This is a genomic window from Rhodococcus sp. 05-339-2, from assembly GCF_002258965.1.
GTDB lineage: Bacteria > Actinomycetota > Actinomycetes > Mycobacteriales > Mycobacteriaceae > Rhodococcoides.
This window is the reverse complement of record NZ_NOYW01000014.1, coordinates 366,030-392,623: the sequence shown is the minus strand read 5'-3', so window position 1 is coordinate 392,623 and position 26,594 is coordinate 366,030. Positions and strand designations below refer to the sequence as shown.

27 protein-coding genes are annotated in these 26,594 nt (G+C 65.0%); 12 read left to right on the top strand and 15 right to left on the bottom strand.

Going from position 1 to position 26,594, the window contains the following annotated elements; genetic code table 11:
* The first annotated feature begins 136 nt into the window (after nucleotides 1-136).
* On the top strand, nucleotides 137-1,465 hold the full coding sequence (locus CH273_RS12715; RefSeq protein ID WP_032396273.1) for a cryptochrome/photolyase family protein: 1,329 nt from the start codon (nucleotides 137-139) through the stop codon (nucleotides 1,463-1,465).
* Between the two features lie 64 nt (nucleotides 1,466-1,529).
* Here CH273_RS12715 and CH273_RS12710 read toward each other — a convergent pair whose 3' ends face one another.
* Together CH273_RS12710 and CH273_RS12705 are read right to left on the bottom strand one after the other, a co-directional pair.
* The gene (locus CH273_RS12710) at nucleotides 1,530-2,432 is read right to left on the bottom strand and encodes a DMT family transporter (RefSeq protein WP_032396272.1); all 903 of its coding nucleotides are present in this window, start codon (nucleotides 2,430-2,432) and stop codon (nucleotides 1,530-1,532) included.
* A gap of 73 nt (nucleotides 2,433-2,505) precedes the next feature.
* Nucleotides 2,506-4,362, bottom strand: a complete 1,857-nt coding sequence (locus CH273_RS12705; protein WP_032395827.1) for a propionyl-CoA synthetase — start codon at nucleotides 4,360-4,362, stop codon at nucleotides 2,506-2,508.
* A gap of 409 nt (nucleotides 4,363-4,771) precedes the next feature.
* On the opposite strand from CH273_RS12705, the gene CH273_RS12700 reads away from it, so the two are divergent.
* From CH273_RS12700 to CH273_RS12680, 5 genes are read left to right on the top strand one after another with little or no spacing between them, the layout of a single operon-like run.
* Complete coding sequence (locus CH273_RS12700) at nucleotides 4,772-6,136, top strand: RraA family protein (protein ID WP_032395826.1); 1,365 nt, start codon at nucleotides 4,772-4,774, stop codon at nucleotides 6,134-6,136.
* Nucleotides 6,133-7,473: a TRAP transporter large permease subunit gene (locus CH273_RS12695; protein WP_032395825.1), complete on the top strand. Its 1,341-nt coding sequence runs from the start codon at nucleotides 6,133-6,135 to the stop codon at nucleotides 7,471-7,473. Before CH273_RS12700 ends, CH273_RS12695 begins: the two co-directional genes overlap by 4 nt.
* Nucleotides 7,473-7,769, top strand: a complete 297-nt coding sequence (locus CH273_RS12690) for a hypothetical protein (RefSeq protein WP_230596818.1) — start codon at nucleotides 7,473-7,475, stop codon at nucleotides 7,767-7,769. The genes CH273_RS12695 and CH273_RS12690 overlap by 1 nt, the downstream gene beginning before the upstream one ends.
* Entirely contained in the window at nucleotides 7,766-8,767 is a 1,002-nt protein-coding gene (locus CH273_RS12685; RefSeq protein ID WP_082073780.1) for a cyclase family protein, read from the top strand. The genes CH273_RS12690 and CH273_RS12685 overlap by 4 nt, the downstream gene beginning before the upstream one ends.
* A 56-nt stretch (nucleotides 8,768-8,823) precedes the next feature.
* On the top strand, nucleotides 8,824-9,588 hold the full coding sequence (locus CH273_RS12680) for an IclR family transcriptional regulator (RefSeq protein WP_032395824.1): 765 nt from the start codon (nucleotides 8,824-8,826) through the stop codon (nucleotides 9,586-9,588).
* 15 nt (nucleotides 9,589-9,603) lie between these two features.
* On the opposite strand, the gene CH273_RS12675 is transcribed toward CH273_RS12680, so the two are convergent.
* The 4 genes from CH273_RS12675 to CH273_RS12660 form a co-directional block, all read right to left on the bottom strand.
* Complete coding sequence (locus tag CH273_RS12675) at nucleotides 9,604-10,110, bottom strand: hypothetical protein (protein WP_045196579.1); 507 nt, start codon at nucleotides 10,108-10,110, stop codon at nucleotides 9,604-9,606.
* The gene (locus CH273_RS12670; protein WP_032396268.1) at nucleotides 10,107-11,354 is read right to left on the bottom strand and encodes a molybdopterin-dependent oxidoreductase; all 1,248 of its coding nucleotides are present in this window, start codon (nucleotides 11,352-11,354) and stop codon (nucleotides 10,107-10,109) included. The genes CH273_RS12675 and CH273_RS12670 overlap by 4 nt, the downstream gene beginning before the upstream one ends.
* 101 nt (nucleotides 11,355-11,455) lie before the next feature.
* Nucleotides 11,456-12,058 (bottom strand): TetR/AcrR family transcriptional regulator, encoded by a 603-nt coding sequence (locus CH273_RS12665; protein ID WP_032395823.1) that lies wholly within the window; start codon nucleotides 12,056-12,058, stop codon nucleotides 11,456-11,458.
* Nucleotides 12,055-12,726: a methyltransferase domain-containing protein gene (locus CH273_RS12660; protein WP_032395822.1), complete on the bottom strand. Its 672-nt coding sequence runs from the start codon at nucleotides 12,724-12,726 to the stop codon at nucleotides 12,055-12,057. Before CH273_RS12660 ends, CH273_RS12665 begins: the two co-directional genes overlap by 4 nt.
* 130 nt (nucleotides 12,727-12,856) lie before the next feature.
* Here CH273_RS12660 and CH273_RS28360 point away from each other — a divergent pair, with 130 nt between their 5' ends.
* Complete coding sequence (locus CH273_RS28360) at nucleotides 12,857-13,288, top strand: hypothetical protein (RefSeq protein WP_032395821.1); 432 nt, start codon at nucleotides 12,857-12,859, stop codon at nucleotides 13,286-13,288.
* 38 nt (nucleotides 13,289-13,326) lie between these two features.
* Here CH273_RS28360 and CH273_RS12650 read toward each other — a convergent pair whose 3' ends face one another.
* The 7 genes from CH273_RS12650 to CH273_RS12620 form a co-directional block, all read right to left on the bottom strand.
* The gene (locus CH273_RS12650; RefSeq protein WP_032395820.1) at nucleotides 13,327-14,811 is read right to left on the bottom strand and encodes a carboxyl transferase domain-containing protein; all 1,485 of its coding nucleotides are present in this window, start codon (nucleotides 14,809-14,811) and stop codon (nucleotides 13,327-13,329) included.
* A 24-nt stretch (nucleotides 14,812-14,835) separates the two neighbouring features.
* Nucleotides 14,836-16,035 (bottom strand): ABC transporter permease, encoded by a 1,200-nt coding sequence (locus CH273_RS12645; RefSeq protein WP_032395819.1) that lies wholly within the window; start codon nucleotides 16,033-16,035, stop codon nucleotides 14,836-14,838.
* On the bottom strand, nucleotides 16,032-16,925 hold the full coding sequence (locus CH273_RS12640) for an ABC transporter ATP-binding protein (protein WP_032395818.1): 894 nt from the start codon (nucleotides 16,923-16,925) through the stop codon (nucleotides 16,032-16,034). The genes CH273_RS12645 and CH273_RS12640 overlap by 4 nt, the downstream gene beginning before the upstream one ends.
* A 16-nt stretch (nucleotides 16,926-16,941) precedes the next feature.
* Nucleotides 16,942-17,493: a hypothetical protein gene (locus CH273_RS12635; protein ID WP_032395817.1), complete on the bottom strand. Its 552-nt coding sequence runs from the start codon at nucleotides 17,491-17,493 to the stop codon at nucleotides 16,942-16,944.
* A 2-nt stretch (nucleotides 17,494-17,495) separates the two neighbouring features.
* Nucleotides 17,496-18,029 carry a membrane protein gene (locus CH273_RS12630; RefSeq protein WP_032395816.1) on the bottom strand — a complete coding sequence of 178 codons (534 nt, stop codon included), beginning with the start codon at nucleotides 18,027-18,029 and terminating at the stop codon, nucleotides 17,496-17,498.
* Nucleotides 18,026-18,298, bottom strand: coding sequence for a helix-turn-helix transcriptional regulator (locus CH273_RS12625; RefSeq protein WP_032372936.1), 273 nt, complete (start codon nucleotides 18,296-18,298; stop codon nucleotides 18,026-18,028). Before CH273_RS12625 ends, CH273_RS12630 begins: the two co-directional genes overlap by 4 nt.
* Nucleotides 18,299-18,362: 64 nt before the next feature.
* The gene (locus CH273_RS12620) at nucleotides 18,363-18,818 is read right to left on the bottom strand and encodes a MarR family winged helix-turn-helix transcriptional regulator (protein ID WP_032395815.1); all 456 of its coding nucleotides are present in this window, start codon (nucleotides 18,816-18,818) and stop codon (nucleotides 18,363-18,365) included.
* A gap of 81 nt (nucleotides 18,819-18,899) precedes the next feature.
* Here CH273_RS12620 and CH273_RS12615 point away from each other — a divergent pair, with 81 nt between their 5' ends.
* Nucleotides 18,900-19,730, top strand: a complete 831-nt coding sequence (locus tag CH273_RS12615) for an alpha/beta fold hydrolase (RefSeq protein WP_032395814.1) — start codon at nucleotides 18,900-18,902, stop codon at nucleotides 19,728-19,730.
* A gap of 61 nt (nucleotides 19,731-19,791) precedes the next feature.
* Here CH273_RS12615 and CH273_RS12610 read toward each other — a convergent pair whose 3' ends face one another.
* Nucleotides 19,792-21,423, bottom strand: coding sequence for an ABC-F family ATP-binding cassette domain-containing protein (locus tag CH273_RS12610; protein WP_032395813.1), 1,632 nt, complete (start codon nucleotides 21,421-21,423; stop codon nucleotides 19,792-19,794).
* 59 nt (nucleotides 21,424-21,482) lie between these two features.
* Between CH273_RS12610 and CH273_RS12605 the strand changes: the two genes are divergently transcribed.
* Nucleotides 21,483-22,331, top strand: a complete 849-nt coding sequence (locus CH273_RS12605; RefSeq protein ID WP_032396267.1) for an aldo/keto reductase — start codon at nucleotides 21,483-21,485, stop codon at nucleotides 22,329-22,331.
* Nucleotides 22,332-22,427: 96 nt separating this feature from the next.
* On the top strand, nucleotides 22,428-23,255 hold the full coding sequence (locus tag CH273_RS12600) for a uroporphyrinogen-III synthase (protein WP_032395812.1): 828 nt from the start codon (nucleotides 22,428-22,430) through the stop codon (nucleotides 23,253-23,255).
* Between the two features lie 4 nt (nucleotides 23,256-23,259).
* Here the strand turns inward: CH273_RS12600 and CH273_RS12595 are convergent, their stop codons facing one another.
* Entirely contained in the window at nucleotides 23,260-24,327 is a 1,068-nt protein-coding gene (locus CH273_RS12595; RefSeq protein WP_032395811.1) for an NAD(P)-binding domain-containing protein, read from the bottom strand.
* A 62-nt stretch (nucleotides 24,328-24,389) separates the two neighbouring features.
* On the opposite strand from CH273_RS12595, the gene CH273_RS12590 reads away from it, so the two are divergent.
* Together CH273_RS12590 and CH273_RS12585 are read left to right on the top strand one after the other, a co-directional pair.
* Nucleotides 24,390-25,121: an enoyl-CoA hydratase gene (locus CH273_RS12590; protein ID WP_032395810.1), complete on the top strand. Its 732-nt coding sequence runs from the start codon at nucleotides 24,390-24,392 to the stop codon at nucleotides 25,119-25,121.
* Nucleotides 25,118-26,452: an ammonium transporter gene (locus tag CH273_RS12585; protein ID WP_094638001.1), complete on the top strand. Its 1,335-nt coding sequence runs from the start codon at nucleotides 25,118-25,120 to the stop codon at nucleotides 26,450-26,452. Before CH273_RS12590 ends, CH273_RS12585 begins: the two co-directional genes overlap by 4 nt.
* Nucleotides 26,453-26,594: the final 142 nt, after the last annotated feature.

Below are 26,594 nucleotides of genomic sequence, written 5' to 3'. Positions count from 1 at the left end.
GTTCTCCTTGTCTGTTCGGTATATCCCAAGCTAGAGGTCGTTGTTGCGGCCTTGGTGAGTCGTGGTTGGCGGTTCTCTGAGAATCGAAGGATCGAGCCGGGGATTGCTCGGGACCGCGGTGGGTAAGACTGAAAGCATGTCGATCGTCTGGTTTCGCCGTGATCTCCGTCTGGGGGATCTGCCCACCCTCACCGCCACTGCCGAGTCGGGAGACCCGGTGCTCGGGCTCTTCGTGCTCGACGATCGGCTGCTGAAGCCGTCCGGCGGACCGCGCAAGGATTTTCTGTTCCGGTCGCTCGAAGCACTCGACGAGCAACTCGACGGCCGGTTGATGGTCGTCCACGGTGACCCCGAGACGGTGGTCCCGAAGGTGGCGAAGGCGATCGGCACCGAGGACGTGCACATCAGCGCCGACTACGGTCCGTACGGGCGTGAGCGAGACAAGCGTGTGGGCGAGAAGGTGACTCTGGTCGAGACCGGGTCTCCGTACGCGGTCGCCCCCGGACGGATCGTCAAGAACGACGGGGAGCCGTACAAGGTGTTCACGCCGTACTCGCGCCAGTGGCTGGAACACGGGTGGCGCGGTCCGGCGGACACATCGGCCGACTCCGCCGACTGGATCGACCCGGACGAGGTGAAAGGCGTTCGGCGAGTGAAGATTCCCTCCGAGAAGGATGCGTCCGACGCGGCGGCGGGTGAGGCAGCTGCCTCGAAGCAGTGGAAGGAATTCCTCGACGAGGTCTCGGCCTACGACGACGAGCGCAACCGTCCCGATCTCGACTCGACGAGCCGGATGTCGGTGCATCTGAAGTACGGAACCATTCATCCACGGACGATGTTGGCCGACCTGGGAAAGCTCCGCAGCGAGGGTGCGGCGTCGTACCGCAGACAGATCTGCTGGCGAGACTTCTACGCCGACATCCTCTTTCAGCGACCCGACAGTGCCAGGGAGAACTACGTCAAGAAGTTCGACGCCATCGAACTGGACTCGGGCAAGCACGCCGACGAGTTGTTCGACGCCTGGTGCAAGGGCGAAACGGGCTTTCCGATCGTCGATGCCGGTATGCGGCAGCTGAACTCCGAGAAGTGGATGCACAATCGAGTGCGGATGATCGTGGCGTCGTTTCTCGTCAAGGATCTGCATCTGCCGTGGTGGCGGGGAGCGCGCTACTTCATGCAGCACCTCGTCGACGGCGATCTGGCCAACAATCAGCACGGGTGGCAATGGACCGCCGGCACCGGTACCGACGCCTCGCCGTACTTTCGTGTGTTCAACCCGATCACTCAGGGCGAGAAGTTCGACCCCACCGGGGACTACGTCCGACGCTGGGTGCCGGAGCTGCGCGGCGAAGAAGGAAAAGCCGTGCACACGTTGAAGTTCGGTCGACCTAAGGACTACGTGGATCCGATCGTCGACCACAAGCACGAGCGTGAGGTGGCGATCGCCCGCTTCAAGGCGATCTAGCGCGGGAGCGGAGCCTGCGAAGTGACCCCAATCTCCTGCGGGAGCGGAGCCTGCGAAGTGACCCCTATCTTCTGCGGGACAACCCGACGCCCACCAGGCAGATCACTCCACCGACCACGGCGAGGTAATGCGGCACCTCACCCAACAGGAGCCAGGCCAGCGTGATCGTGATCGGTGGCACGGCGTACGTGGTGATTCCGAGCTTGCCGGCGTTCATCCGCGTCAGCGCATAGGCCCAGGTGCTGAAGGCCAGTGCCGTCGGGACCAGGCCGAGGTAGATCAATCCGCCGGTGGCACCGGCCGAGGCAGCCCCGAGGTCGTCGAGCAGCGCCGGTGCGAAGGGCAGCGTGCACACCGCGCCGATGGTGCATGCCATCCACGTCACCTGAAGTCCGGGGATGGTGCGCAGCACCGGCTTCTGGCTGAGCACTCCGATGGCGTAGGTCACCGCGGACACCAGGCACAGAGCGATGCCGAGGAAATCGGCGTCGGTCTTGGTGGTCGACGTCGTGGTCACCGCCGTGACGACACCGACCATGACCGCGCCGGCGAACGCTATGCCCGCACCGATCACCAACCACTTCGGAAAGCCCTCGCCCAGAAGCAGACCCGCGAACAGGGCGACCAGAATCGGACCGATCTGAATGATCATCGACGTAGTACCGGCATCGACGCGTTGCTCGGCGGCATTGAGGGCGACGTTGTAGATGCCGAACCAGAACACGCCGATACTGACGATCTGCAGCCACTGTGTGCGGTTGGGCTTGACCCACTGCCTTCTGGCCACAACTATCGCGCCGAGCGCCACAGATCCGATCAGCAGCCGACCCAGCGCGAGCGGGCCCGCCCCGAAGGATTCGCCGACGCCGCGAATCGCGACGAAGGCCGAGGCCCACGAGATCACCGTGACGGTGACTGCACCGAGGGCGAGCCAATCGACGGCGGGACGGGTGTCGAGATCTGTCATGAGCACGACGCTATCTCGCGCGAACGACCCCTGGCGCGCGGGTTTCGGCCATCATTGCGTGAATTGATGCCGCCTATCTGCCGAGCAACTTCTCCAGCGCATCGAGCACGGCGGGATCCTCGATGGTCGAAGGCACGCCGTACTCCTCGCCGGCGACGATCTGCCGCATCGTCTTCCGCAGGATCTTGCCCGAGCGGGTCTTCGGTAGGGCACCGACGATCGTCACGTCCCGGAACGTCGCGAGTGCACCGATCTGATCGCGGACCATGGCCACCAGTTCGGTACGCAGCTGATCCTCGGTGATGGTCTCCCCGGCCTTGAGTACCACGTAGCCGCTGGGGCGCTGGCCTTTGAGGTCGTCGTGGATTCCGATGACGGCGCATTCGGCGACGGCGGTGTGACCGGCCAGCACGGCCTCCATCGAACCGGTGGACAGGCGGTGGCCGGCCACGTTGATGACGTCGTCACTGCGGCCCAGCACGTAGACGTACCCGTCGGCGTCGATGTACCCGGAATCGCCGGTGAGGTAGTAGCCCGGGAACGTGTCGAGATACGAACGCTGGAACCGTGATTCGTCGTTCCACAACCCCACCAGCGCGCCCGGTGGCAGTGGCAGCTGCACGACGATGTTGCCCTCGGTGCCTGCCTCCACCGGCGCACCGGCCGCGTCGAGGATACCGACCTGGAATCCCGGCACCGGTACCGTCGGTGATCCGGGTTTGATCGGAAGTGGTTCGAGGCCACGAAGATTGGCGCAGATCGCCCAGCCGGTTTCGGTCTGCCACCAGTGGTCGACGACTGGGCGGTCCAGGGTTCGCGAAATCCACTCGTAGGTATCGGGATCGAGGCGTTCACCGGCGACGAACAGTGTCTCGAGCGACGAGGTGTCGTACTTCTCGAGCTCGGCGGCGTGTGGGTCGACCTTCCGGATGGCACGCAATGCCGTCGGCGCGGTGAACAACGCGCGGACGCCGTGATCCTGGATCACCCGCCAGAACGCGCCTGCATCGGGAGTTCCTACGGGTTTGCCCTCGTAGAGAACCGTTGTGGCACCTGCGAACAGCGGTCCGTAGACGATGTAGGAGTGTCCGACGACCCAGCCGACATCGGACGCCGTCCACATCACCTGACCGGCACCGACGTCGTAGATGTTGTGCATCGACCACGTCAACGCAACCGCATGACCGCCGTTGTCGCGCACCACACCCTTGGGCTTACCGGTCGTGCCCGAGGTGTAGAGGATGTACAGCGGATCCGTCGCCTGCACCGAAACCGGTTGGGCGGCGGGGGCGTCGGCGATGAGGGTGTCCCAGTCCAGCCAGTCGTGGCTGCCTGCGATGCCGTCGCGGGCCTTGACGATCACCGCGGGGACGGTCGCCGTCGTGAGAGTCAGGGCGCGCTGCACCAAGGGGAGGTATTCGACGACTCGACCAGGCTCGAACCCGCCGGCAGCAGTGATCAGCAGGACCGGCTCGGCGTCGTCGATTCTCGCCGCCAGCTCCTTGGCCGCGAAGCCGCCGAACACCACCGAGTGCACCGCGCCGAGCCTGGCGCACGCGAGCATGGCGATCACTGCCTCGGGAATCATCGGCAGGTAGATCACCACGCGGTCGCCGGGGGAGACGCCGTTGCTGCTCAACACCCCGGCGAAACGAGCGACCCGATCGAGCAGTTCGGCGTAGGTGTAGCTGCGGGTCAGTCCGAGCATCGCCGAGTCGTAGATCAATGCGGTCCGGTCGCCGTGCCCGGCGTCGACATGCCGGTCGAGGGCATTGAAACAGGTGTTCAGGCGGGCACCGGGAAACCAGTGCGAGCCGTCGAACGCGGTGGTCGGTGGGGTGTCCCAGTCGACGTCTGCCGCCGCAGACAGCCAGAATTGCTCGCGGTTGTGGATACTGTCTCCGAATGCCTGCCGATACTCGCCACTCATGTCTGCGAGCGTAGTTCGAGGTGGGGGTGGTCCGGGCCGGGTTGCGCACTACCGGCGACGACCGGCGGAATGCCATCGACCGGCGGTCGCTTCCCAGCACTCGTCCTGACTCGAGGTCCGGCCGTCGATGTTGCGTCGTTACTACAGTTGGAAGCTTCTGTCCGACGCATCCGGCGGCAGGCGGGTTCGGCAGCGACTCCCGGCCATCGGGCCCTGGCGGCAGTTGATCTGTCCATCAACGTATCTCGCCTGCAGGGACGGCCCGCACGGTTCGCGCTCGCTGCATCCGTAGCCGGTTCGGTGCCCGCCGACTTGCTGAGTCGTCGTATGCGACCTACTTGACATCTCTACTCGGCTGTGACCACCATTACAACATCAAGTGATAGGAACTATCATTGTATGAGAGGAAATGATGAAGGTAGCTATCCTGGGGCTCGGCGAAGCGGGCACCCTCTACTCGTCGGGATTTGCGGCAATCGGTTGGGACGTTTCAGGATTCGATCCCGCGGACACGGCAACGCCGTCGGAGGTCATCCGGTTCGACGACGTGGCGGACGCAGTAAACGGTGCCGATCTGGTCTTGAGCCTGACCAGCTCGAAGGTGGCCGTGCAGGCCGCGACGGCCGCGGCTCCGCACCTGAGCTCGGGAACGGCGTACGCGGACATGAACTCCGCATCCGCTGTTGTGAAGAACGACGTGGCAGCGGCGGTATCGGTCGCCACCGGGGTCGCTTTCGCCGACGTCGCCGTGATCGGTTCCGTCCCGGCGCACGGTGCACGCACTGGCCTGGTCGTCAGCGGCTCCGGTTCGAGCTCGGCGGCAAGCCATTTCCGGGCGCTGGGGGCTCCGGTCGAAGACATCGGCGGTGCGCCCGGCGATGCTTCACGACGAAAGTTGCTGCGTAGCAGCTTCATGAAAGGTCTCGGCGCGCTCATCGTGGAATCCACCGACGCCGGTGCTGCGGCGGGTGCCGAGCAGTGGGTACGCGGTCAGATCGCCGCCGAGCTGTCGGATGGCTTCGAAGCCCTCGATCGACTGCGCGAGGGCACCCGGAAGCACGCGGCCCGGCGCGCGGTGGAAGCGGCGGCGTCGGTAGAACTGCTCGACGAGCTCGGTGTCCGTCCAGTTCTCGCCACGGCGACAGCCGAGTTGCATGCCGCGCTGGCCGATGCAAACGGGCGCGACGTCGGTGAACTCGCCGAGGCCTACGCAAAACTGCCGGTCGCGAACATCGGCGACGCTCGCGCACGTATGGGAATGGTCGACTCGGGCATTCGGGCAATGTGGAAAGGTGCTCGCACCGTTGGTCGGGCGCGTACGGTCTGGACCAGAGCAGGAGACAACAAAGCCCTGCAGGCGGCGGTGGCGAAGGTGCTCCCCGGTGAGGTGATCGTCATCAACGGACATGGCGACCCCAATCGTGCCTTGATGGGGGAACTGCTCGCCGAGCGCGCCCGCTCCCGTGGCTGTGTCGGCATGATCATCGACGGCGCAGCCCGAGACATCGACGTGCTCGAAGAGATCGGCTTCGGAGTGTGGGCCAGAGCGGTCAGCCCGGCGGGGCCGTACAAGGACGGCCCCGGCTACAACGACATCCCCGTCGCGATCGGCGGTGTCGTCTGTAACCCGGGTGATCTCGTCGTCGCCGATGACGACGGCGTCATCATCGTCCCCGCAGCCGAAGCCTTCGGCAGCCTGGCCGGTGGCCGTGCCGTCGAGGCCGACGAAGCGCAACGCCGCGCCGCGATCATCGCAGCCAGGACCGCGTCATGATTGCCATCTGGGCGCTGGTGTCGTTCATCGTCGCCATCATCTTCTGGAACGCGGTGCTCAAACGAAACATCGGCGAGGCGATGATCGTCGGGTTCCTTGTGGTCGGTGCGTTCGCCGGCCGGAGCGCGCCCGAATACATGTGGCACGGATTCCTCGACTCGATGCAGGAAGAGGTCACCTTCGCCGGACTGGCCTTCATCTTCATGAGCTTCGTGCTGGCCAAGACGCCGGTACTCGACCGCCTCATCGATATTCTGAACACCTTCTTCGGCCGCCTCCGCGGCGGACCGATCTACACCTCGACGGTGGCGGGTGGCATGTTCGGTGCCATCGCGCACGTCGGTGCGTCCGTCACTGCTGCCGTCGGATCCGTCACGGTGCCGTGGATGAAGCGATCCGGCGTCAGCGGCGAACTGTCCGCCACCGTCGTCGCAGGCTGCGCGGGAATGGGTGTGACTTTCCCCTTCAGTGCGACCATGTTCATCCTCGTCGGCTCCACCACCGTCACCGGTTTGATGGAACCCGATGAGATCATCCTTCCCCTTGCTCTGGCCGGATTGTGGTGCCTGGGTTACCGATTGGTGCTCAACTACTATCTGGTCCGCAAGAACGGCCTGCAGCCCATAGCCGAGGAAGACCGCATTCCCGCTCGCAAGAGCCTGCGCGCCGGATGGACGTCACTGCTGCTCTTCGTTCCGATCATCATTCCGTTGTTGCTCACCCGCGGTCCGATTGCGGCCCCGATCGCCGAGTACACCGACCTCGTGATGTCCAGCGCGCTCAGCCTGATCACCTGGATCCCGGTTCTGATGATTCTTCTTGTGTTCTTCCTCGGCCGCCGTCATCTGCCGAAGACCGGTAAAGGATGGTGGAAGATTCTCGGCGACACAGCACCTCAGTTCGGCGTCATCGGCGTCACCATCGTGGCAGCCTTCTCCGCCTCGAACGTCCTCGGCGATCTCGGGCTTCCCGAGCAGCTCACCACCATGCTGGCAAACCTCAGCGCACCCGCGTGGCTGATGGCCATTCTGGTCGGCGTCATCATCGTCGTCATCGCTATCCCGCTCACCGCGTCGGCCACGATGGCCGCCGTCGGCGGTGTCGCCGTTGCTGCACTGGTCGGTGTCGGTATTCCCGCACCGGTTGCGGCCGCAGCCGTGCTGGTCTTCGCATCCACCGAGGGCGCGTCGCCCCCGTCTGGAGCCCCGATCTACGTCGCCGCAGGTATTGCACGCGTCGACCCAGCGAAGATGTTCGTCCCGTTGTTGAAGTACTACTGCATCCCGATTCTCGGCGTTGGAGTTCTCATCGCACTCGGCCTCCTTCCGGTCAGCTGATGACCACCACGAAAGGAAAGTCCATGCTCGAAAAATGCATCTCGACGATCTTCAGGGTCAGCGTGGTGGCCTTCCTGCTCGGGGGACTGGCGATTGTCGTCCTTCAGGGTGGTGGACTCGTCGCCGGTGACGGCGAGTTCGTCACGCACATCGAGGAGCTGCTCGCCCCGTGGGCTTATGGGTCCGCCGGTATTGCCGGGCTGCTCGCATTCGCGTTGTCGTACTTTCATCGAACCGACGACGAATCTTCGGCGGTGGAGGACTCCGCGCGCACGGTGACCTCGGGACACGCATGACCGATCGACACGTGGCACCGGGTTTGCATACGGGGTCCCCGTACGCAGACCTGGTGACGCGCACCGACGGTGTACCGACTGGATCCAGCTGGGGTTTGTTCGACGATCCCGACCGAGGTACCGCCAATTTCGCCGGTCCTCGACACATCGTGGAGGCGGCCCGGATCGTCACTCGCGGAGAGTGTTTCAGTCTCGACTATGCGGTGGGTGCGTTCGATCCGCCGATGGCGCGTTCACGGTCCGCACCGACGCACACCATCGTCAGCGCCCACGAACAATCGCGAGACGACGTCCTGGACCACTTCTTTCTGCAGACGAGCAGCCACCTCGACGGTCTCCGTCACCGCAGGGTCTCCGGTCACGGCTTCTACGACGGGGTCGACGACGCCGCCATCGTGGTCGGCGCACCACGCCTGGGAGTGCAAGCGTGGGCGGATGCACCGATCGTCGGGCGCGGGCTGGTCCTCGATATCGAAGGAATGATGATCGAGAACGGCACCCCTCTCGACCACCTCGACGGTCCCGCACTGGACGCGAACCTGCTCGACGATGCCGTTCGTGCACAGCAGGTCGAAGTCCGACCGGGAGATCTGATACTCGTCCATACCGGCTGGGCACGCTGGTATCTCAATGCGACCGGTGAGGAGCAGAATTCCGTCCGAGATGGAAGACGCGCGACCGGATTCGCACAACACCCGGCGTTGCTCGAGTGGTTGTGGGACAACAAGATCGCGTTGTTCGCTACCGACACGTTCGCCGTGGAAGTATTGCCGGTTGTCGAGGACAGCCCGTTCCTGCACTCGGCACCCGAGGACCGAGGAATGATGCACCAGGAGTTGATCGCGAAACTCGGTGTTCCGCTCGGCGAGCTGTGGAACCTCACCGAACTGGTCGCAGACAGCCGCGCCAACGACGTATGGGAGGCCATGCTCACCGTCAAACCATTACCGATCGTCGGCGGCGTCGGATCGCCGTGCAACGCGACCGCACTGCGCTGACAAGTCGTTCTCGCACAGTGATAAGTTCTCTTGAGTAAATCTCGGAGAGGACAACAATGGCAGCGCCGGCAGGCAACATGCGGTCTCTCGACCGCGCTTTCGATGTCCTCACAGTGCTGCAATCAGCGAAGCAACCTCTCCGGCTCAGCGAACTCGCCCGTCTTGCCGATCTGCACGTCGCCACTGTGCAACGCATCCTCGGGGTGTTGTCGGAGCGAGGTTTCGCGGCGCGATCGGCAGACGGATACACCGCGGGTCCCGCCGCCCTCGCTGTCGCGCATGCGTTCATGGTGACCAACCCGCTCAGCGTGCTCGCTCAGCCGGTCCTGCAACAGCTTGCTGCCAACACCGGATTCACTGCATCGATCTACGTGCGTGTCGAGAACAGTCGAGTGCTCATCGCACGCGTGGAGAGCGATCATCCGCTCAGCTACGTCCTGCCCGTAGGAGAGCGGCTCCCTCTGCATCTCGGTGGGGCAGGAAAGACGATCCTCGCGGAGATGAACGATGCCGAGATAGACGATGCGGTGGCCGGCGTCGCCGAGATCGCGCACGCAGATGGCAGCGTTCTCAGCAAAGCCGACTTGAGTTCCCAACTCGAGCAGATACGACGTGACGGATACGCGTTCTCGATCAGCGAACGACTGTTCGGGATCGCCTCGGTCACGGCACCGGTCCGCGCCCAGGATGGCACTCTGACTGCCGTTCTCGGCGTGACGGGTCCTGCAGAATCGTTCGACGAGAATGTGCGAGGTCAGCTCGTCGCCGAAGTACGCAGAGCGGCGGCATCATTGGGGGTCCGCGTTCCAGCGGGCCGTTGACTCGGAATCGGGGTATCACCGAGCCTGGTTGGGCGCGTGCTGCCACTTCGGGTTATCGACAACGGGGCGGGTGCGTAGCCTCCGAAGTACTTCGCGGCCGCCGTAGAACGCCGCGCTGGCCGCGAACATCCCCGCGACCAGCAACAGCCATCGCATCGCGTACGGCTCCTGGGTCTGACCGGTGGCGGCCTCGTATGTCTCGCTTCCGTGCGCGAAGATCCCCGGTGCGAACAGCAACAGGCTCAGTCCCGCTCCGAGCGCAGGAATGCGTACCGCGTTGACGAACCTGCCCAGCCGAGCAACCAGAGTTCTGTCGAGTACCGCGTACAACGGGAACAGGATCGCATCATGCACCACGGCCGCGCCGACGAACCACAGTCCGATGGACTGCCACCACTTGTCGGTGTTCCACAGGGCCGGAAAGCCGATCGTCAGGACCACCGCTCCGGACAGGGCGAGACAGAAGGCCGTGACCGCGAGATGCACGGGGCCTGCGCCGTACCTCGCCCGAAACGTACTCATGCTCCCTCCCCGAAGAATTCGACTGATTCGATCCATTTGGTGGCATGCACTCCGGGTATCGCCGGCATCATGATCCGAGCGGGATAGCCGTGATCGAGGGACAGGTCGGCCCCGTTGACCTTCAGTGCGAGAAGCGAATCGGGATGCATCATCTGATGTCCCCCGAAGGTGACGCGGTTGAACGAACCGACGGGTTCGAGCGACCGCACCTCACCGGTATCGGCAGAATCGATGCCCACGAGCGCAGCCAGATCGCGCAGTGGAACACCGGTCCACGTCTGTACCGTCGACCAGCCTTCGACACAGGAGATCGGGAGTTCGACGGTATGCAGGTCCATCTGCTCGAGTTGAGCTCGAGTGAGTACTACGGCGGTACCGCCGGCCGATACGGTCAGCCGCCACGAATCTCCTGTCTGCGCATCGGTGACGCCCGCGGATTGCGCAGTGCGATTGATCTGGAAGTCGTTGGGGCCGTTGCCGTACGAACGCCCTCGGGGGAGCAGGAGCGCTGCCCCGCGCAGTGGCCCGCCGGTCGTCTGCCCGACACTCAGCACGGCGACGAACAATGCGCTGCCGCCCACGAGGGTGAGTGCTCCGCGGCGGCTGATCGTCGCCGGAGCGGGATCGGTTGCAGCAAGGCCTGATTCGTCGTCGGAGTCGGGCACCGTGTCCGCCACCCTGATGCGCATCAGCTCGAGGAACGGGCGCGTTCGCAGCGCGGTCACCATGGTCGGAAACTTCAACACCACATGGGCGACGAAGCCGGCGACGAACACCCAGGCTCCCCAGTAGTGCGCGGTGTAGAAGCTGAATCCGAAGATGTAGTCGTACTGAATGTTCAGCACACCGGTGATGATCTCGAAGAGTATGCCACCGACCAACGCCAGCAACGACACTCGTTCCAGCAGATGCGCCACGCTGCGAATCGGGGGCATCTCGATCAGCTTCGGAATCACCGACCACAGCTTGGCCAGCACGATCGGCACCATGACCAGACCGAGTCCCACGTGCAGGCCCTGGGTGAGCCGGTAGAGCCAGGCGGGTTCGGTCGGCCAGTCGAACGACGGTATCCGTAACCATCCGACGTCGCCGGGCATGGCCTGGCCGAACTGAGGACCGTACGCGGCCCAGGAAAAGAATCCGGTGATCGTCACGATCGGCAGGACGACGAGCAGGACGGATGCGAGGACCGACGTGAACCAGACGCCGCGGATCGGGCTTCGGAACGTGGGAATTCGTTGCATGCTGGTTCCCGTCTCCAAGATTGTACCCAGTAGTACAAATCAATGAGTCGAGGTTAGCGCACCGGGAGTCCTTTCGCCAGGGTGCGTCCAGGCGTCGCTTCTCAGGTCGCGCGTCGACGCAATGCGGAGACCGATGCGTTCAGCGTGTCGCGCAGTGGTTGCACATCGCCCGCGATGCGGGCGATCAGCATGCCCCCCTGCAGTGAGGCGATCAAGGTGGCGGCAGCGGCGGCCGGATCGGTCGCGACGTCGAGTTCGCCCCGGTCGATCATGCGACGAAGTCCCTGCTCGAGAGGTTGCTCCCAGCGCCGGAACGCGGCGTGCAGGGCGGGAACGAACGCCGCGTCGTTCTTCAGTTCTGCAGCGAGTGAACCGAGGGGGCACGAGAACGGACCACCTGGTTGTTCGTGATTTCGCACGATCTCGGCGGTCCAGGCGTCGATGTCGTCGAGGCTGTCGATGTGGGCCAGGCGTGGCTGAGCGGCGAGCACGCGCTCGAGTTGACGTGCGATGACGGCCTCGACCAGGTCCGACTTGTCGGAAAAGTAGTGGTAGAGCTGCGACTTCCCGGTCTCCGATGCGGCGAGAACGTCGTCGAGAGTGGTTCCCGCGACGCCGTGGTCGTACATCATCGATGCTGCGGCGTCGACGATCGCAGCTCTGGTGCGTCTGCCTTTGGCCGTTCTCGGCAGCTCCTTGCTCACGGGCCCTCGGCTCCTCGGTCGATGCGGTGAACAGCGAGTTCGATGAACACTCGGCCGTTCGATTCGATGGTTCGGCGGACCCGAAGCCCTGCAGCCACCGCCAGCGAGTACAGCGCACCCGCGCCGACACTGGCCCACGTGAACCACTCGCCCACCGAGTCGCCGGTCTCCCATCGAACCATTCGGTTCCGATCGTCCAGATCGGGGGTCGGCTCGACTTCGACGATGGCTGTTCCGCTCTCGTGCAGCAGTCTTCGTACGGTCGTCAACAGCGCGGCAGGATCGCCGCCGATACCGATGTTGCCGTCCGCGAGCAGTACGTGGGACCACTGCCCGGCCCTGGGGAGTGCTGAGAAGATGTCCTGTTCCACGGCGAACCCACCGCGGTGATTCGTCATCTCCACGGCGACCGAGGACGTGTCTACCCCCAGTGCGGGAACGCCGGCACGGGTCAGTGCCTCGGTCAACCGCCCTGGCCCACAGCCGAGATCGAGGGTGGGGCCGGTGCAGAACGCAATGGAGGCCTCGTCGGCCCGGATGTCGTCGACCGTCGAATGGGCTCCACCCATCCAGCGTGCGATCGGCAGTTCGGTGCGTCGACCGTCGTAGTCGGAGATCCACGAGGGTAGGCCTGCGCGGCCGCGGCGATAGACGTCGTCTGCAATCACCCGATCGAATGTACCAGTGAGTACAGTCAGCGGCATCGCGGGGCGAAGCGCGTCAAATTTCCCGTGGGTGCCGTCAAGATTGCGTCAACACCTCTGTTCGACGCCACCGCGCGGCGTGAGACTTCCTCTCATGACACTTCTCGACATGCTTCCGTCCCTCGGTGCCGCATATGTTTCGCGGTGCGATCCAGCGCTCTGGCCTGCAGATACGCATTGCGTCTGCGGCCGCATCACCGTCGACGGCGTTGCGCTGGAGGATCTTGCGGACGCGCAGGGCACTCCGGTGCAGTGGGGTTCGATTCTGGTGACTCGGGTGCGTTCGGTGATTGCCGGCGAGGTGGGCGTCGACGCCGAGTTCGCGGATCTGCGCCAGGCCGTGGTGGTCAACCGGCATTCGGTGGGTCCGGTGGTCAAGGTCGATGTGCACGGTCCGGGTCGACGCTGTGTCGGTCCGGTGGAGCTTCCCGCCGACCTGCGTGCGGGTGACGTATTGGCGCTCGTGACCTCGCAGGTGCACGGCGGAGCCTGCGGTCGTTCCGCAGGCTCCACTCCGGTCTCGTAGCAGGGGTCGAACTTCTGCTCACATGCGGCGGAGCCGCGTCAGCCCAGCGTGCGGTAGCGGGCGAGTCTGGATCGCGTGCGGGTGGCGGAGTCGACGGTGGACAACGTGCGCAGTTCTCGAACGATGGCATCGGCGACTCGGGCGGAAAAGGCGGCCGGTTCGTCGGCGGCGTCGGGGAGTTCGGGGACGATGGCGTCGACGATGCCGTCGCGCAGCAGATCGACGGATCGGATGCCCTGCGCCTCGGCCATGTCCGGGGCGTGAGCGGTGTCCCGGTGCACGATGGCGCTGGCACCCTCGGGCGGAAGCGGTGCGAGCCAGGCATTCTGGGCACACAGCACGCGATCGGCGGGCAGAAGTGCGAGCGCTCCGCCGCCGGTGCCCTGGCCGAGCAGCACCGACACCGTCGGGGTATCGACGGTCACCAGGTCGGAGATCGAGCGGGCTATCTCGGGTGCCAGGCCGCCTTCCTCGGCTTCCTTGGAGAGGGCAGCGCCGAACGTGTCGATCACCAGTACCAGCGGGATGCGTAGTTCCTCGGCCAGGCGCATTCCGCGTCGTGCCTCACGTAGTGCCGCAGGACCCATCGTGGCGGTGGCGGTGCTGCTGCTCCGGTCGTTGCCGAACAGCACGCACGAGACTCCACGGATGCGGCACAGCGACAACAGAATCGAGGTGTCGGCCTCGCCCTGTCCGGTGCCGCTGAGTGGAACGTGTTCGCTGGCAGTGTGTTCGATGAGTTGCCGAATGCCAGGCCGGTCGGTGCGGCGGGACGACTGCACCGAATGCCACGCCGAAGTCGCGGGGATGTCCACCGATTCCTCGCCGGCATCCTGGGGCCACACGGCGGCGTCGACGATCACTCGAAGTGCGCGGATCAACAAGTGGCGCAGGTGATCCACCGGCACCACACCGTCGATGACGCCGTGCTGGTAGAGGTTCTCGGCGGTTTGGACGCCGTCGGGAAATGGCTTGTCGTACAACGCCTGATAGACGCGGGGCCCGAGGAACCCGATGAGGGCGCCCGGCTCGGCCACGGTGACGTGAGCAAGCGACCCCCAGGATGCGAACACGCCTCCGGTCGTCGGATTCCGGAGGTACACCAGGTACGGCAGGTGCGCCGCCTTGTGTGCGGTGACGGCCGAGGCGATCTTGACCATCTGCACGAAGGCGAGTGTGCCCTCCTGCATACGCGTGCCGCCGGAGGTGGGGGAGGCGATGAGCGGCAGCCCCTCGGCCGTTGCGCGTTCGATAGCGGAGGTGATGCGCTCGGCCGCGGCAACGCCGATCGATCCGGCGAGAAATGCGAACTCGCACGCGATGATCGCCACGCGGCGGCCGTCGAGGGTGCCCTCGCCGGTCACAACCGATTCGTCGACGCCGCTCTTCTCCCGAGCTCTCGCCAGGTCCCGAAGATAGGACTCCCCAGGATGGACGTCCACTGGCGTGGAGTCCCAGGACACGAACGATCCGCCGTCGAGAACGGAGTCGAGAATCTCGGCGGCGGATGTCCGTTGGCTCATATCGGGGAGCCTACGCAGCGAACCCTAGCGAGCAAACGCTTCCTTCCACGAGACGGTCTTGCCGATCCGAAGAATGGAACGCTGGTAGATCTTCGCCGCGCCCATGGCCAGGATCGCGGTGGTGACCACCATCAGAACCGCCGAGCCGACGATCTGCATCGGCGAGGTCACGCCCGCTGCAATTCGCAGAGGCATCATGATCGCGGAGAACGGCGGGATCCAGCTCAGCGTGTTGGCCAGGGTGCTCTCCGGATCGCTGACGGAGTAGAAGGCCGCGAAGAACATCGCCATGATCAGGATCAACAGCGGCATGGTCGTCGAGTTGACGTCCTCCTGCCGCGAGACCATCGAGCCGCCCGCAGCGTAGAGCACCGCGAAGAATGCGAACCCGAGAACGAACCACGCGAGGGTTGCAGCGAAGACGCTCACCGCAGCACCCGTGACCGTGAGGACGCCCGTACCCAATCCTGCACCGACACCGGCTATTCCGTAGAGAGCAAGCTGCACGATGCCGACCGCGCCGATACCGAGGATCTTTCCCCACAGCAACTGCAGGGGGCGGACGGTGGAGAGCAGCAGTTCGACCACCCGAGAGGACTTCTCCTCGACGACGCCCATCGCGACGTACATGCCGAAGCCGATGATCTGGGCATAGAGCAGAAACACTGCCGACAGGGCAAGTGCGGTCCGCTGACCTGCCTCGGGATCCGGGGGATCGATGGCGTCGACGGTGACCGTTGCGGCGCTTGTCGCTGCTCCGAGTTCGTTCTGGTCGACACCCTGTTGCGCCAGTGCAGTATTGGTGGCTTGTGTTGCAACACTGCCTTCGACGACGGCGCGTAACGTTCCGGTCAGGTCGGACTCGGTGACGGCGGTGTACGCACCGTCGGTTCCGTCCGGAACCAACGCCACGTCGAGATCCCCGGATTCGACGCCGCTGCGTGCGGCCGCCGCGTCGGCGATCTCACGGACCTCGACCGGCGAACCGACGGCGTCGCCGGTTGCTTCGACTACGGCCGCGATGGACTGGTCTCCGGCGATGCCGACGACGTCGCGCTCCTCGTCACCGCTCCCGGAGAAGATCGAGAACGCGACGATACCGCCGACGATGACGGCCAGGATGATCGCATTGCTGATGACGAAGCTCTTCTTCATCACCTGAACGGTGAACTCGCGCTTGGCTATCAAGGACACAGCGCTGAAGGAGTTCAGTTGGGAGCTCATGCCACTACCGCCTCTCGGAACAGGTCGCTCAGGGAAGGTTTCTGGATGGAGAAGTCGTGTACCGGACCGGTCGCCAGTGCCGCCCGCAGGATCTGCTGGTCGTCGGCCCCGGGTGCCAAGCCCAGGACTGTGACGCCGTCGCTGTGGCCGAGGGTGCTCACTCCGGTGATGCCCGACGCCCATCCGGGTGCGGCGTTCGGTGCGTGGACGCGTAGCTGCGAATCTCCCGACCCGCGTAGCTCGTCGACGGTCCCGATTGCCTTCATCGAGCCGGCGGCGATGATGCCGACGCGATCGCACAGGCGTTGCACCAGATCGAGCTGGTGGCTCGAGAACACCACCGGCACTCCGGCAGCGGCCTTTTCGCGCAGTACCTCACTCATCACGTCGACAGCGATCGGGTCGAGGCCGGAGAACGGCTCGTCCAGGACCAGCACCGCGGGGTCGTGCACCAGCGCGGCCGCCAACTGCACGCGCTGCTGGTTGCCCAGGCTCAGCGCGTCGACGGTGTCGTTGACGCGCTGGTCGATGCCGAGTCGTTCGGTCCAGCGGATCACCGCGGCCTTGGCGTCCTTGGACGACAGGCCGTGCAGCTCGGCCATGTAGGCCAACTGCGGGCCCACCTTCATCTTGGGATAGAGGCCGCGCTCCTCGGGCATGTAGCCGATGGTGCGGCGGACGTCGAGGTCGACGGGCTTGCCGCCCAATAGAACCTGGCCGGAATCTGCCGACAACACGCCCAATGCGATGCGCATCGTGGTGGTCTTGCCTGCGCCGTTGCTGCCGACGAAGCCGAACAGTTCGCCCGGCCGGACGTCGAAGCTGAGGTTGTCGAGGGCGATCTTGTCGCCGTATCTCTTGGAGACGGAGTCGATCGTGAGGGTGCTCATGGTGCCCTTTCGGTCGTTACTGCTGGTCGAAATTCGGGATGTCGTCGAGTTCGGGGTCGGGGGTGATCCACGCGAGAATCATGGCGGGGGAGCAGATTCCGGTCATGAGTGCGGCCAGAGTCCAGCCGCCGCCCGCATAGGCGAGGCGGGGCATGTCCTCGAACGACACAGAGAGGAAGATGGAGGCGAATGCGGCTGCCATCACCAGCGTCTGCGTGACGGTGAGGCCGATGGAGCGAGCTTCGTTGCGCTGCTGCACTTCCCATTCGTCCAGTGCTCCGACGGGTGCGTCCCCGTGCCGGCCGGAGACAATCTGTAATGCCGTCCAGATCGGAATGAACAGCAGTGCGGCCGGTATCCATCCGAGTGCGAACCACTCGGAGAACAGGCTGCCGATGCTGACGACGAAGAAGGCGAAGAGGAGTACGGCCACAGCTACCACGAGGATCTGGCGTCGACGCTGTGTGCGCCACTTCGGAAGCCAATGGCGAGTCTTGGCGTCGTTCTCCAGGAATCGGCGGGTGCGATAGGCCTGATAGCGGGTGAGGATGTCGGGTCGTTCGCTCATGGTCAGCCGTCCTCGGGATCGGGGTCGGGGGTGATCCACGCGAGGATCACTGCCGGGGCGCATCCACCTGCAAGCAGAGCAGCGAGCGTCCACAATCCTCCGGCGTAAGCCAGATTTTCGTTGTCGTACGCTCCCGACAGCACGATCAAGACCAGAAGTGCCACCAATACCAGGGCCTGGGTTACGGTGAGGCCGATCGAACGTGCTTCGTTGCGCTGCTGCACTTCCCATTCGTCGAGTGCTCCCACCGGTGCATCGCTGTGGCGACGGGACACGGTTTGCAGCGTCGTCCAGGCGACGAGAAACATCACGGTGGCCGGGATCCATGCGATCGGTGCCCACCGGGAGAAGAGTGACCACACGGCTATCACCAACAGGGTGAGCAAGGACGCCATCAACATTACGGCGAGTATGCGTCGACGTTTCTGGGTGCGCCAGTTCTGAAGCCAGTGATGGGTTTTCGCGTCGTGCTCCAGGAATCGGCGGGTGCGATAGGCCTGATAGCGGGTGAGGATGTCGGAGCCGGGTGTGGTCATCGATCCTTCTCCCTTCGGAAGAGTTCGGCGGAGAGCGGTCCGAGTTCGGTGCGCGAGAACACTGCTTCGATCGGCAGATCGAAGACGTCGCAGATGCGCATCGCAAGGTCGAGGCTCGGGTAGTGGTCGCCTCGTTCGAGGGCACCCACTGTCTGGGGGTTCACTTCGACGAGTTCGGCCAGTTGCGCGCGGCTCATCTTTCGTTCTGCCCGCAGAACACCCACCCTGTTGAAGATCGGGAGCGCGGTACCGCGCTTGACGGGGCTCATGACAATGAAGTGTTGTATAAACCCAACGATGTGTCAACCAGTAATAACAGTTTTATCGATGCGCCTACTGGTTCTGCTGTTCGCGAGCGGCCACGACCACCGCGTGCATGGTCGTCAGAAAGTCGTCGATCGTTGCCCGCTGCTCGGGTGTGAAACGTGCCAGCTCGTCGACTGCTCGGCCGATGACGGGGCCGAAGAACGTGGTGCCGAGTTCCGACGCGTGAGCGGTCACGCGCAGCAGTACTCGACGGCGATCGGCTGGGTCTGCTTCGCGTGATACCAAGTTGCGCTTGCTCATTCGATCGACCAGGGCGGTGACGGATGCCGATTCGAGGCCCAGCTGTCCGCCGAGCCAGCCGGGTGTGGCACGCGTTCCGGCCCGGTCGGCATCGAGGAGGCAGATCAGCGCGCGGATGTCTGTCGGGTGAAGTGAGTGCTTCTGAGCGAAGTCTGCGCCGAGGAGATCGAGTTCGACGGTGAGCGCTCGCAACCGATGTACGGCGGCGACAGGTTCGGTCATGTGTCGATCCCTCGGGAGTTGCTGTACGAGTAGTCTCTCTATTGTCTACTATCTCGATCATCGAGAGAATAGAGGGTCGCAATGACGCTGGACGGATTCTTCACCGCCTACGACCGAGTGCTGCAGAAGTGGCCGGCTGATACCCAGGCCATCGACGCGAACACGGTGCACGGCACCACACGGATCAACGCCTGCGGACCCGTCGACGGCCCGCCCCTGGTGCTGCTCCCGGGGGCCGGTGCGACGTCGACCGTGTGGTTCGCCAACGTCGCGCCGCTCTCTCGGCACTATCGGGTGTACGCGGTGGACCTCATGGGCGACGTCGGGCGCAGCGTGCCCGGGGAACGCGCCATCGACTCTGTCGAGGAGCTACTGGGTTGGCTGACGGCCGTCCTGGATGAGCTGAACTTGCCAACCGTGGCACTCTGCGGCCATTCCTACGGCGCGATGATCGCCCTGGCGTACGCCCTGCGAAACCCGAGCCGCGTCGATGCGCTGACACTCCTGGATCCCAATGCTTGCTTCGGCTCCATGAGTCCGCGGTACCTGCTGCACGCGATTCCGATTCTGCTTTCTCCCAACGAAAAGCGACAGCGGCGCTTCGTGGCGTGGGAGACCGATGGCCTGGCTTTGGATTCCGACTGGCTCGACGTCCTCGCGCTCGGGGCCGCACATTTCCCGACGGCGAAGACCATCGTTCCGAAGCGGCCGAAGCCCGCTGCGTTCGAGGGATTCGCTGTCCGCACCACCGTGGTCCTGGCCGGGAAGGGGAGGGTGCACAACGCCGCTCGGATCGAATCGGCTGTGCATGCCGTTCTGCCGAGTGCGAGGACGGTGGTACTCGGGAACGCCACGCACCACGGTTTGCCGATGCATCCCGCCGCCGAGGTGAACGAGATTCTGATGGACTGACGTGAATCGGGTGCAGCCGACCGCGCTCACCGCGGTCGGCTGCACCCGATTTCACTGCGACCTACAGTTCCGACAGCTGCCCGTTGGCCATCGTCCAGTGCCTCGTGCTGCGGACCGTGTCGAGCATTCTGCGGTCGTGCGTCACCAACAGCAGCGTGCCCTCGAAGTTCTCCATCGCGCGTTCCAGTTGTTCGATGGCAGGCAGGTCGAGGTGGTTGGTCGGCTCGTCCAAGACCAGCAGATTGACTCCGCGGGCCTGTAGCAACGCGAGCGCTGCGCGGGTTCGCTCACCGGGCGAGAGCGACGACGCCGGCCGCAGTGCATCGTCGCCGCGTAAACCGAACTTCGCCAGCAGGGTGCGGACATCGGCGTCCGGCCACTCGGGAACTGCAGCGCTCAAGGCGTCGGACACCGTGCCCTCGCCGACGAAATATGCCCGCGCTTGGTCGATTTCACCGACGGCGACCCCGGATCCCAGCGAGGCAGTGCCCTCGTCCGGGCTGAGCCTGCCCAGTAGAACCGACAGCAACGTCGTCTTGCCGGATCCGTTGGGCCCGGTGATCAGAATGCGATCGCCCCAGTCGATCTGCGTCGTGACCGGTCCGAACGTGAACCCGGATCGCCGCACGAGTGCACCGCCCAACACCGACACGACGGTTCCGCTCCGGGGAGCTGCGGCGATCTCCATCCGCAGTTCCCACTCCTTGCGCGGTTCTTCCACGACCTCGAGGCGCTCGATTCGGCGCTGTGTCTGACGGGCTTTCGCGGCCTGCTTCTCGGTCGATTCGGCGCGTGTCTTGCGGGCGATCTTGTCGTTGTCGGTGGCCTTGCGGCGCGCATTGCGCACCCCGGACTCCATCCAGTTTCGCTGCATCTGCGCCCGAGACTCCAACGCGGACTTGGTGTCTGCGAACTCGTCGTACTTCTCCCTGGCATGCTGGCGGGCAATCTCGCGCTCAGCCAGATACGACTGGTAGCTGCCGTCGTACACATCGATGCGACGCTGAGCTCGATCGAGCTCCACGACGCCCGTCACTGTGCGTGCCAAAAATTCGCGATCGTGACTGACGACAACGATGGCCGCCCGCGTTGCGACGACGAACTGCTCGAGTTGCTCGAGGCCGGCCAGATCGAGGTCGTTCGTGGGCTCGTCGAGCAGCAGGATGTCGTAGCGCGCGAGCAGAATCGCGGCGAGCCCGGCGCGGGCGGCCTGCCCACCCGACAGGTCCGTCATGAATGCGCTGCCGTCGACCTCGAGGCCGAGGTCCGCCAGCACCTTTGCTGTTCGCTCCGCCAGATCTGCGCCGCCGAGCGCCAGCCACTTCTCCAGCGCCGGGGTGTACAGGTCCTCATCACTGGACCCCAACGCCTCGGCAGCCTCGTTCATGGCTGCCTCGGACGCCGTGACCCCGGTGCGCCGACCGAGGAAGTCCAGCACCGTCTCCCCGGCGATGCGCTCGGGCTCCTGAGCCAGGTAGCCGACCGTGGCGTCGGGCGGGCTGGTGTGGATCTCGCCCTCGTGATCGGCGGTTCCCACCCCGGCGAGCAGCGTCAACAAGGTCGATTTGCCCGCACCGTTGGCCCCGACGAGCCCGATCACGTCACCCTCGGCCACCGTCAGATCGAGGCCGGAGAACAGGGTGCGATCGCCGTGGAAAGCGGCGAGATCATCGATACGAAGCGTTGCGGTCACCGAACAAGTATCTCCGGCGCAATGGGAACAGATTCACCGTGCCGCCCGTTGCCATTCGTATGACGTATTCAGCCGAGACCAGTACTGTCCCGACCATCGTGCTCAACGACGGCACGTCCATTCCCCAGCTGGGGTTCGGTGTGTGGCAGGTGCCCGACGACGGTGCCCAGGCCGCAGTGACCGAGGCACTGAAGGTCGGCTACCGCAGTATCGACACCGCCAAGGTGTACGAGAACGAAACCGGCACCGGCCGGGCCATCGCAGAATCCGGCATCGCCCGTGACGAGCTGTTCGTGACCACCAAGCTGTGGAACGACGATCAGGGCTACGACTCGACGTTGAAGGCGTTCGACGCCAGCATGGATCGCCTCGGACTCGAGTACCTCGACCTGTACCTCATTCACTGGCAGCAGCTCGATCGCGACAAGTACATCGACACCTTCAAGGCTTTCCAGAAGCTGAAGGCAGACGGCCGCATCGGATCCATCGGTGTCTCCAACTTCACCATCCCCACCCTGGAAAAGCTGATCGACGCCGTCGGCGAGACCCCGTCGGTCAACCAGATCGAGCTGCATCCGCGGCTGATCCAGGAAGAGCTGCGTGCGTTCCACACCTCGAAGGGCATCGCCACCGAGGCCTGGAGTCCACTGGGATCGGGCACCATCCTCGACGAGCCGGTGTTCGCGACCATCGGTGAGGCACACGGCGTCACCCCGGCCCAGGTCATCCTGCGCTGGCACATCCAGCTCGGCAACGTGGTGATCCCCAAGTCGGTCACTCCGACGCGCATCGCCAGCAACTTCGACGTGTTCGGCTTCGAGCTCAGCAACGACGAGATTCAGCAGATCAACGCCTTGGACTCCGCAGACGGCCGCACCGGCCCGGACCCGGACAAGTTCAGCAGCTGATGTGAGCGGAACTTCGTAGTGGGCTACGAGGTCCGGAGTGGAGCCCGCGGAACGACCACGGGCACAGCGTGCACATAGGGGGCCTAGTCTGTACCCATGTCCGATTCGCTCGATGGCAGGACCGTTGCCCTCACCGCCGAGCGGCGTGCAGACGAATTGGCCACCATGCTCGAACGCCGCGGCGCGAACATCGTTCACGCCGCGGCGATTCACGTTCTGCCCCTGATCGACGACTCGGAGCTGAAGTCCGCCACCGTGGGCATCGTCGAACGACCGCCACAGATCGTGGTGATCAGTACCGGCATCGGTTTCCGGGGCTGGCTCGACGCGGCCGCGGATTGGGGTATCCGCGATGATCTCGTTGCTGCTCTTGCACATTCGCGAATCATTGCCCGAGGGCCCAAGGCGCGCGGTGCCATTCGCGGTGTCGGGCTGCGGGAGGAATGGTCCCCGGCCACCGAGGCCTCGCAGGAAGTGTCCGCTCATCTTGCCGCGGAAGGTGTTGCCGGCGTGGACATCGCGGTTCAGCTGCACGGGGTGATCACCGAGTGGGAACCGACGATCCATCTCGATGCCGCACTGAGCGAACTCGGGGCACATGTGCGGCCGGTTCCGGTGTACCGGTGGATCCGCCCTCTCGATCAGGCTCCGCTCCTCGATCTGTTGGGGCAGATCATCGACCGACGCGTGGATGCGGTCACGTTCACCAGCGCCCCGGCGGTGGCCTCGCTTCTCTCGACAGCGAAGGACAACGGCCTGCTCGACGCTTTCCTCGACGCACTTCGCGGCCCTGTCGCCGCGATCTGCGTGGGGCCGGTGACGTCGGCACCGTTGGATGCGTTGGGTGTTCCGACGTCCATGCCGAGCCGGGCGCGGTTGGGCGCGCTGGCGAAGTTCGTGACCGAGCAGCTCGGCTCGCCGTGAAAAGTCAGCCCAAGGTGTCGAGCAGCTCCGTCACCGCGGCTCGTCCCGCGCGATTGGCCCCGATCGTGCTGGCGGACGGCCCGTAGCCGAGCAGATGGACGCGATGGTTCGCGGCGACCCGGGTGGTGAGCTTGCCGTCCATGACGATTCCGCCGCCGTGCCCGCGCAGGCGCAGCGGAGCGAGGTGGTCGAGGGCGCTGCGAAAGCCGGTGGCCCACAGGATCACATCGGCGTGCTGACTCGACCCGTCCTCCCACACCACCGAATCTTCCGTGATGGACGAGAACATGGGCTTTCGATCGAGCGCGCCGCGGTTGCGAGCAGCGGCCAACGACGGCGTCAGCAGGAGCCCGGTCACCGAGACGACCGAGCCGGGTGGCAGGCCGGCCCGCACCCGCTCCTCGACCATGGCGACGGCCTTGCGTCCGGCATCGTGATCGAATTCGCCGTCCCGGAACACCGGTGGTCGACGTGTCACCCAGGTCGTCGTGGTGACCTGGGAGATTTCGTCGAGCAGTTGGACGGCCGAGATGCCGCCGCCCACCACGACGACGTGCTTGCCCGCGAACTCGTCGGCGGTCCGGTAGTCCTTGGTGTGCAGTTGCCTGCCCGTGAACGTCTCGGCACCGTCGTAGTGCGGAACGAACGGCTTCTCCCACGTCCCGGTCGCGTTGATCAGTCCCTCGGCCATGACGACGGTGTCGCCGGCTTCGACCCGGAATCGGGGTTCTCGGTCGCACACGACGGTCACCGTGACGGGGCGTCGAACATGCAGTTCGAAGCGTTCCTCGTACGCGCGGTAGTAGCGGGGGACGGCGTCGGCGGCGCGGATCGTCTCTGCAGGCTCGTCGCCGAGGGTGTCGGTGAAGGCCATACCGGGCAGGTCGTGTACCCCGTTGACGGTGCTCAACGTCAGCGAGGGCCAGCGGAACTGCCACGCGCCACCCGGTCCGGGGGAACGGTCGAGCATCACGAACCCCTCACCGGCGGTCAGTCCCGCGCGGTGGAGGTGATAGCCGGCCGAGAGTCCGGCTTGGCCGGCACCGATGACGGCGACCCGAGTGTCGATCATGCAGACCAGTAGATCAGGCCCCGCACTGTCGATTCCTGTACTGGTGGGTAACCTCTGCTGTCGTGATCGGACTTTCTCGTGACGGCGACGTCGTCACCATCGAACTGCAGCGGCCGGATCGACGGAACGCGTTGAACTCCGAGCTGTGCCTGGCGGTGCATCGCGGAGTCGAGCAAGCCGAGCATGACGGCGCGCGGGTCGTGGTCATCACCGGGCAGGGCACCAGCTTCTGCGCGGGCGCGGATCTGACCGGTGATGCGTTTCCCGAGCATTTCGGGCAGATCCTCGAGGAGATGCTGGTCGCCGTCGAGTCTGCGTCCATTCCGGTGGTCGCGGCCATCAACGGCCCGGCCGTGGGGGCAGGCACCCAGTTGGCCATCGCCTGCGATCTGCGGGTCGTCGCGCCGGGCAGCTTCTTCGAGATTCCGTCGACGCGGCTCGGTATCGCGGTGAGCAACTGGACCATCCGACGGTTGGCGGCGCTCGCGGGCGGGGGAGTGGCACGCACGATTCTGCTGGGCGGGGAGCGGGTGCACGCGGATCAGGCGTACACGTGCGGGTTGGCGAACAAACTCGGCGACGTCGATGTGGCGACGCAGTGGGCGCAGTCCATCACCGAGCTCGCTCCGTTGGCGCTCGAGCATCTCAAGCTGGTGTTCAACGACGATGGAGCACACGATCTTCCGACGCCGGAACAGGCCGCGGCGTTCGAGGCCGCGTGGAGCAGCGAGGACATGAGGGAAGCGCGACGGGCACGTACCGAGAAGCGCGCACCGAAGTTCGTGGGCAGGTGATCTTCGGCGCGCCCGACGCGGGCGATACTGCGTGGTTGCTGGCCAGTACTGCGCTGGTGCTGTTGATGACGCCCGGTCTGGCGTTCTTCTACGGCGGCATGGTGCGCTCGAAGAGCGTACTGAACATGATGATGATGAGTCTGTCGGCGATCGCGGTCGTGTGGTTGCTGTGGCTGGCGTTCGGATTCTCGATGGTGTTCGGCGACAACGTGATCGGCGGGTGGATCGGAAACCCGCTGCAGTACGCCGGTTTCGAGGGTCTGCTGGGCGGGGTGTACACCTCGGCCGGGGGAGCAGTGTCGATCCCGTTGGTGGGAACGGTTCCCGCGCTGGTGTTCGCTGCTTTCCAGGCGGGCTTCGCGATGGTGACGGTTGCGTTGATCTCGGGGGCCGTGGCAGACCGTATGCGCTTCGTCCCCTGGGTCCTGTTCGCGGCACTGTGGTCGACCCTGGTCTATTTCCCGGTGGCGCACTGGGTGTTCTCGCTCGACGGGCTGACGAGTGAGTTCGGTGGGTGGATCACCAACAGGCTCGGTGCCATCGACTTCGCCGGCGGCACAGCGGTGGAGATCAACGCCGGTGTGGCCGGGCTCGTGCTCGCCCTCGTGGTCGGTAAACGTCGGGGTTGGCCGCGAGATCCCATGCGCCCGCACAACCTTCCGGCCGTCATGCTCGGTGCCGGGTTGTTGTGGTTCGGTTGGTTCGGGTTCAACGCGGGATCGTCGCTCGCCGCGGACGGTGTCGCCGCAGTGGCTCTGGTGAACACCATGGGTGCCGGAGCGATGTCCATGGCGGCGTGGCTCGTGGTCGAGAAACTGCGGGACGGGCATGCGACCTCCTTCGGCGCTGCCTCGGGCGTCGTGGCCGGACTGGTCGCCATCACACCCTCGTGCGCGGCGGTCACTCCTGTCGGTACCGCGGCGATCGGGATCGTGTCGGGTGCGCTGTGTGCTCTGGCCATCGGCCTCAAATACCGCTTCGGCTACGACGATTCGCTCGACGTCGTGGGTGTGCACCTCGTCGGCGGCATCGTCGGAACGCTGATGATCGGACTCGTGGCCAGTGCGCAGATGCCGGCGGGCGTGGACGGTCTGTTCTACGGCGGCGGGCTGCATCAGCTGTGGGTGCAGGCGATCGCGGTGGTGGCGGTGTTCGCGTACTGCGCCGTCGTCACCACCGCAATCGCGTTCGCGATCAAGGCGGTCATGGGAGTGCGCGCCGACGCGCAACACGAAGCCGACGGACTCGACGAGCACGAGCACGCCGAGTCCGCCTACGACTTCGGAGTGAGTCACGGCGGCAGCAACAAACCGGGTCTTTTCGGTAAGTAGGGACAACCCGCGCGAGTCGTTTACCAACGGATTGTACTTCGAAAGTCGTTCTGTCCCTTTTGAGTCGATGCGTCGGATCGTTGTTCGGTTCGACCCCGTTCGTTCATCTTCGGTTCGCCTGGCCCGCGTGTTCCACCCATAG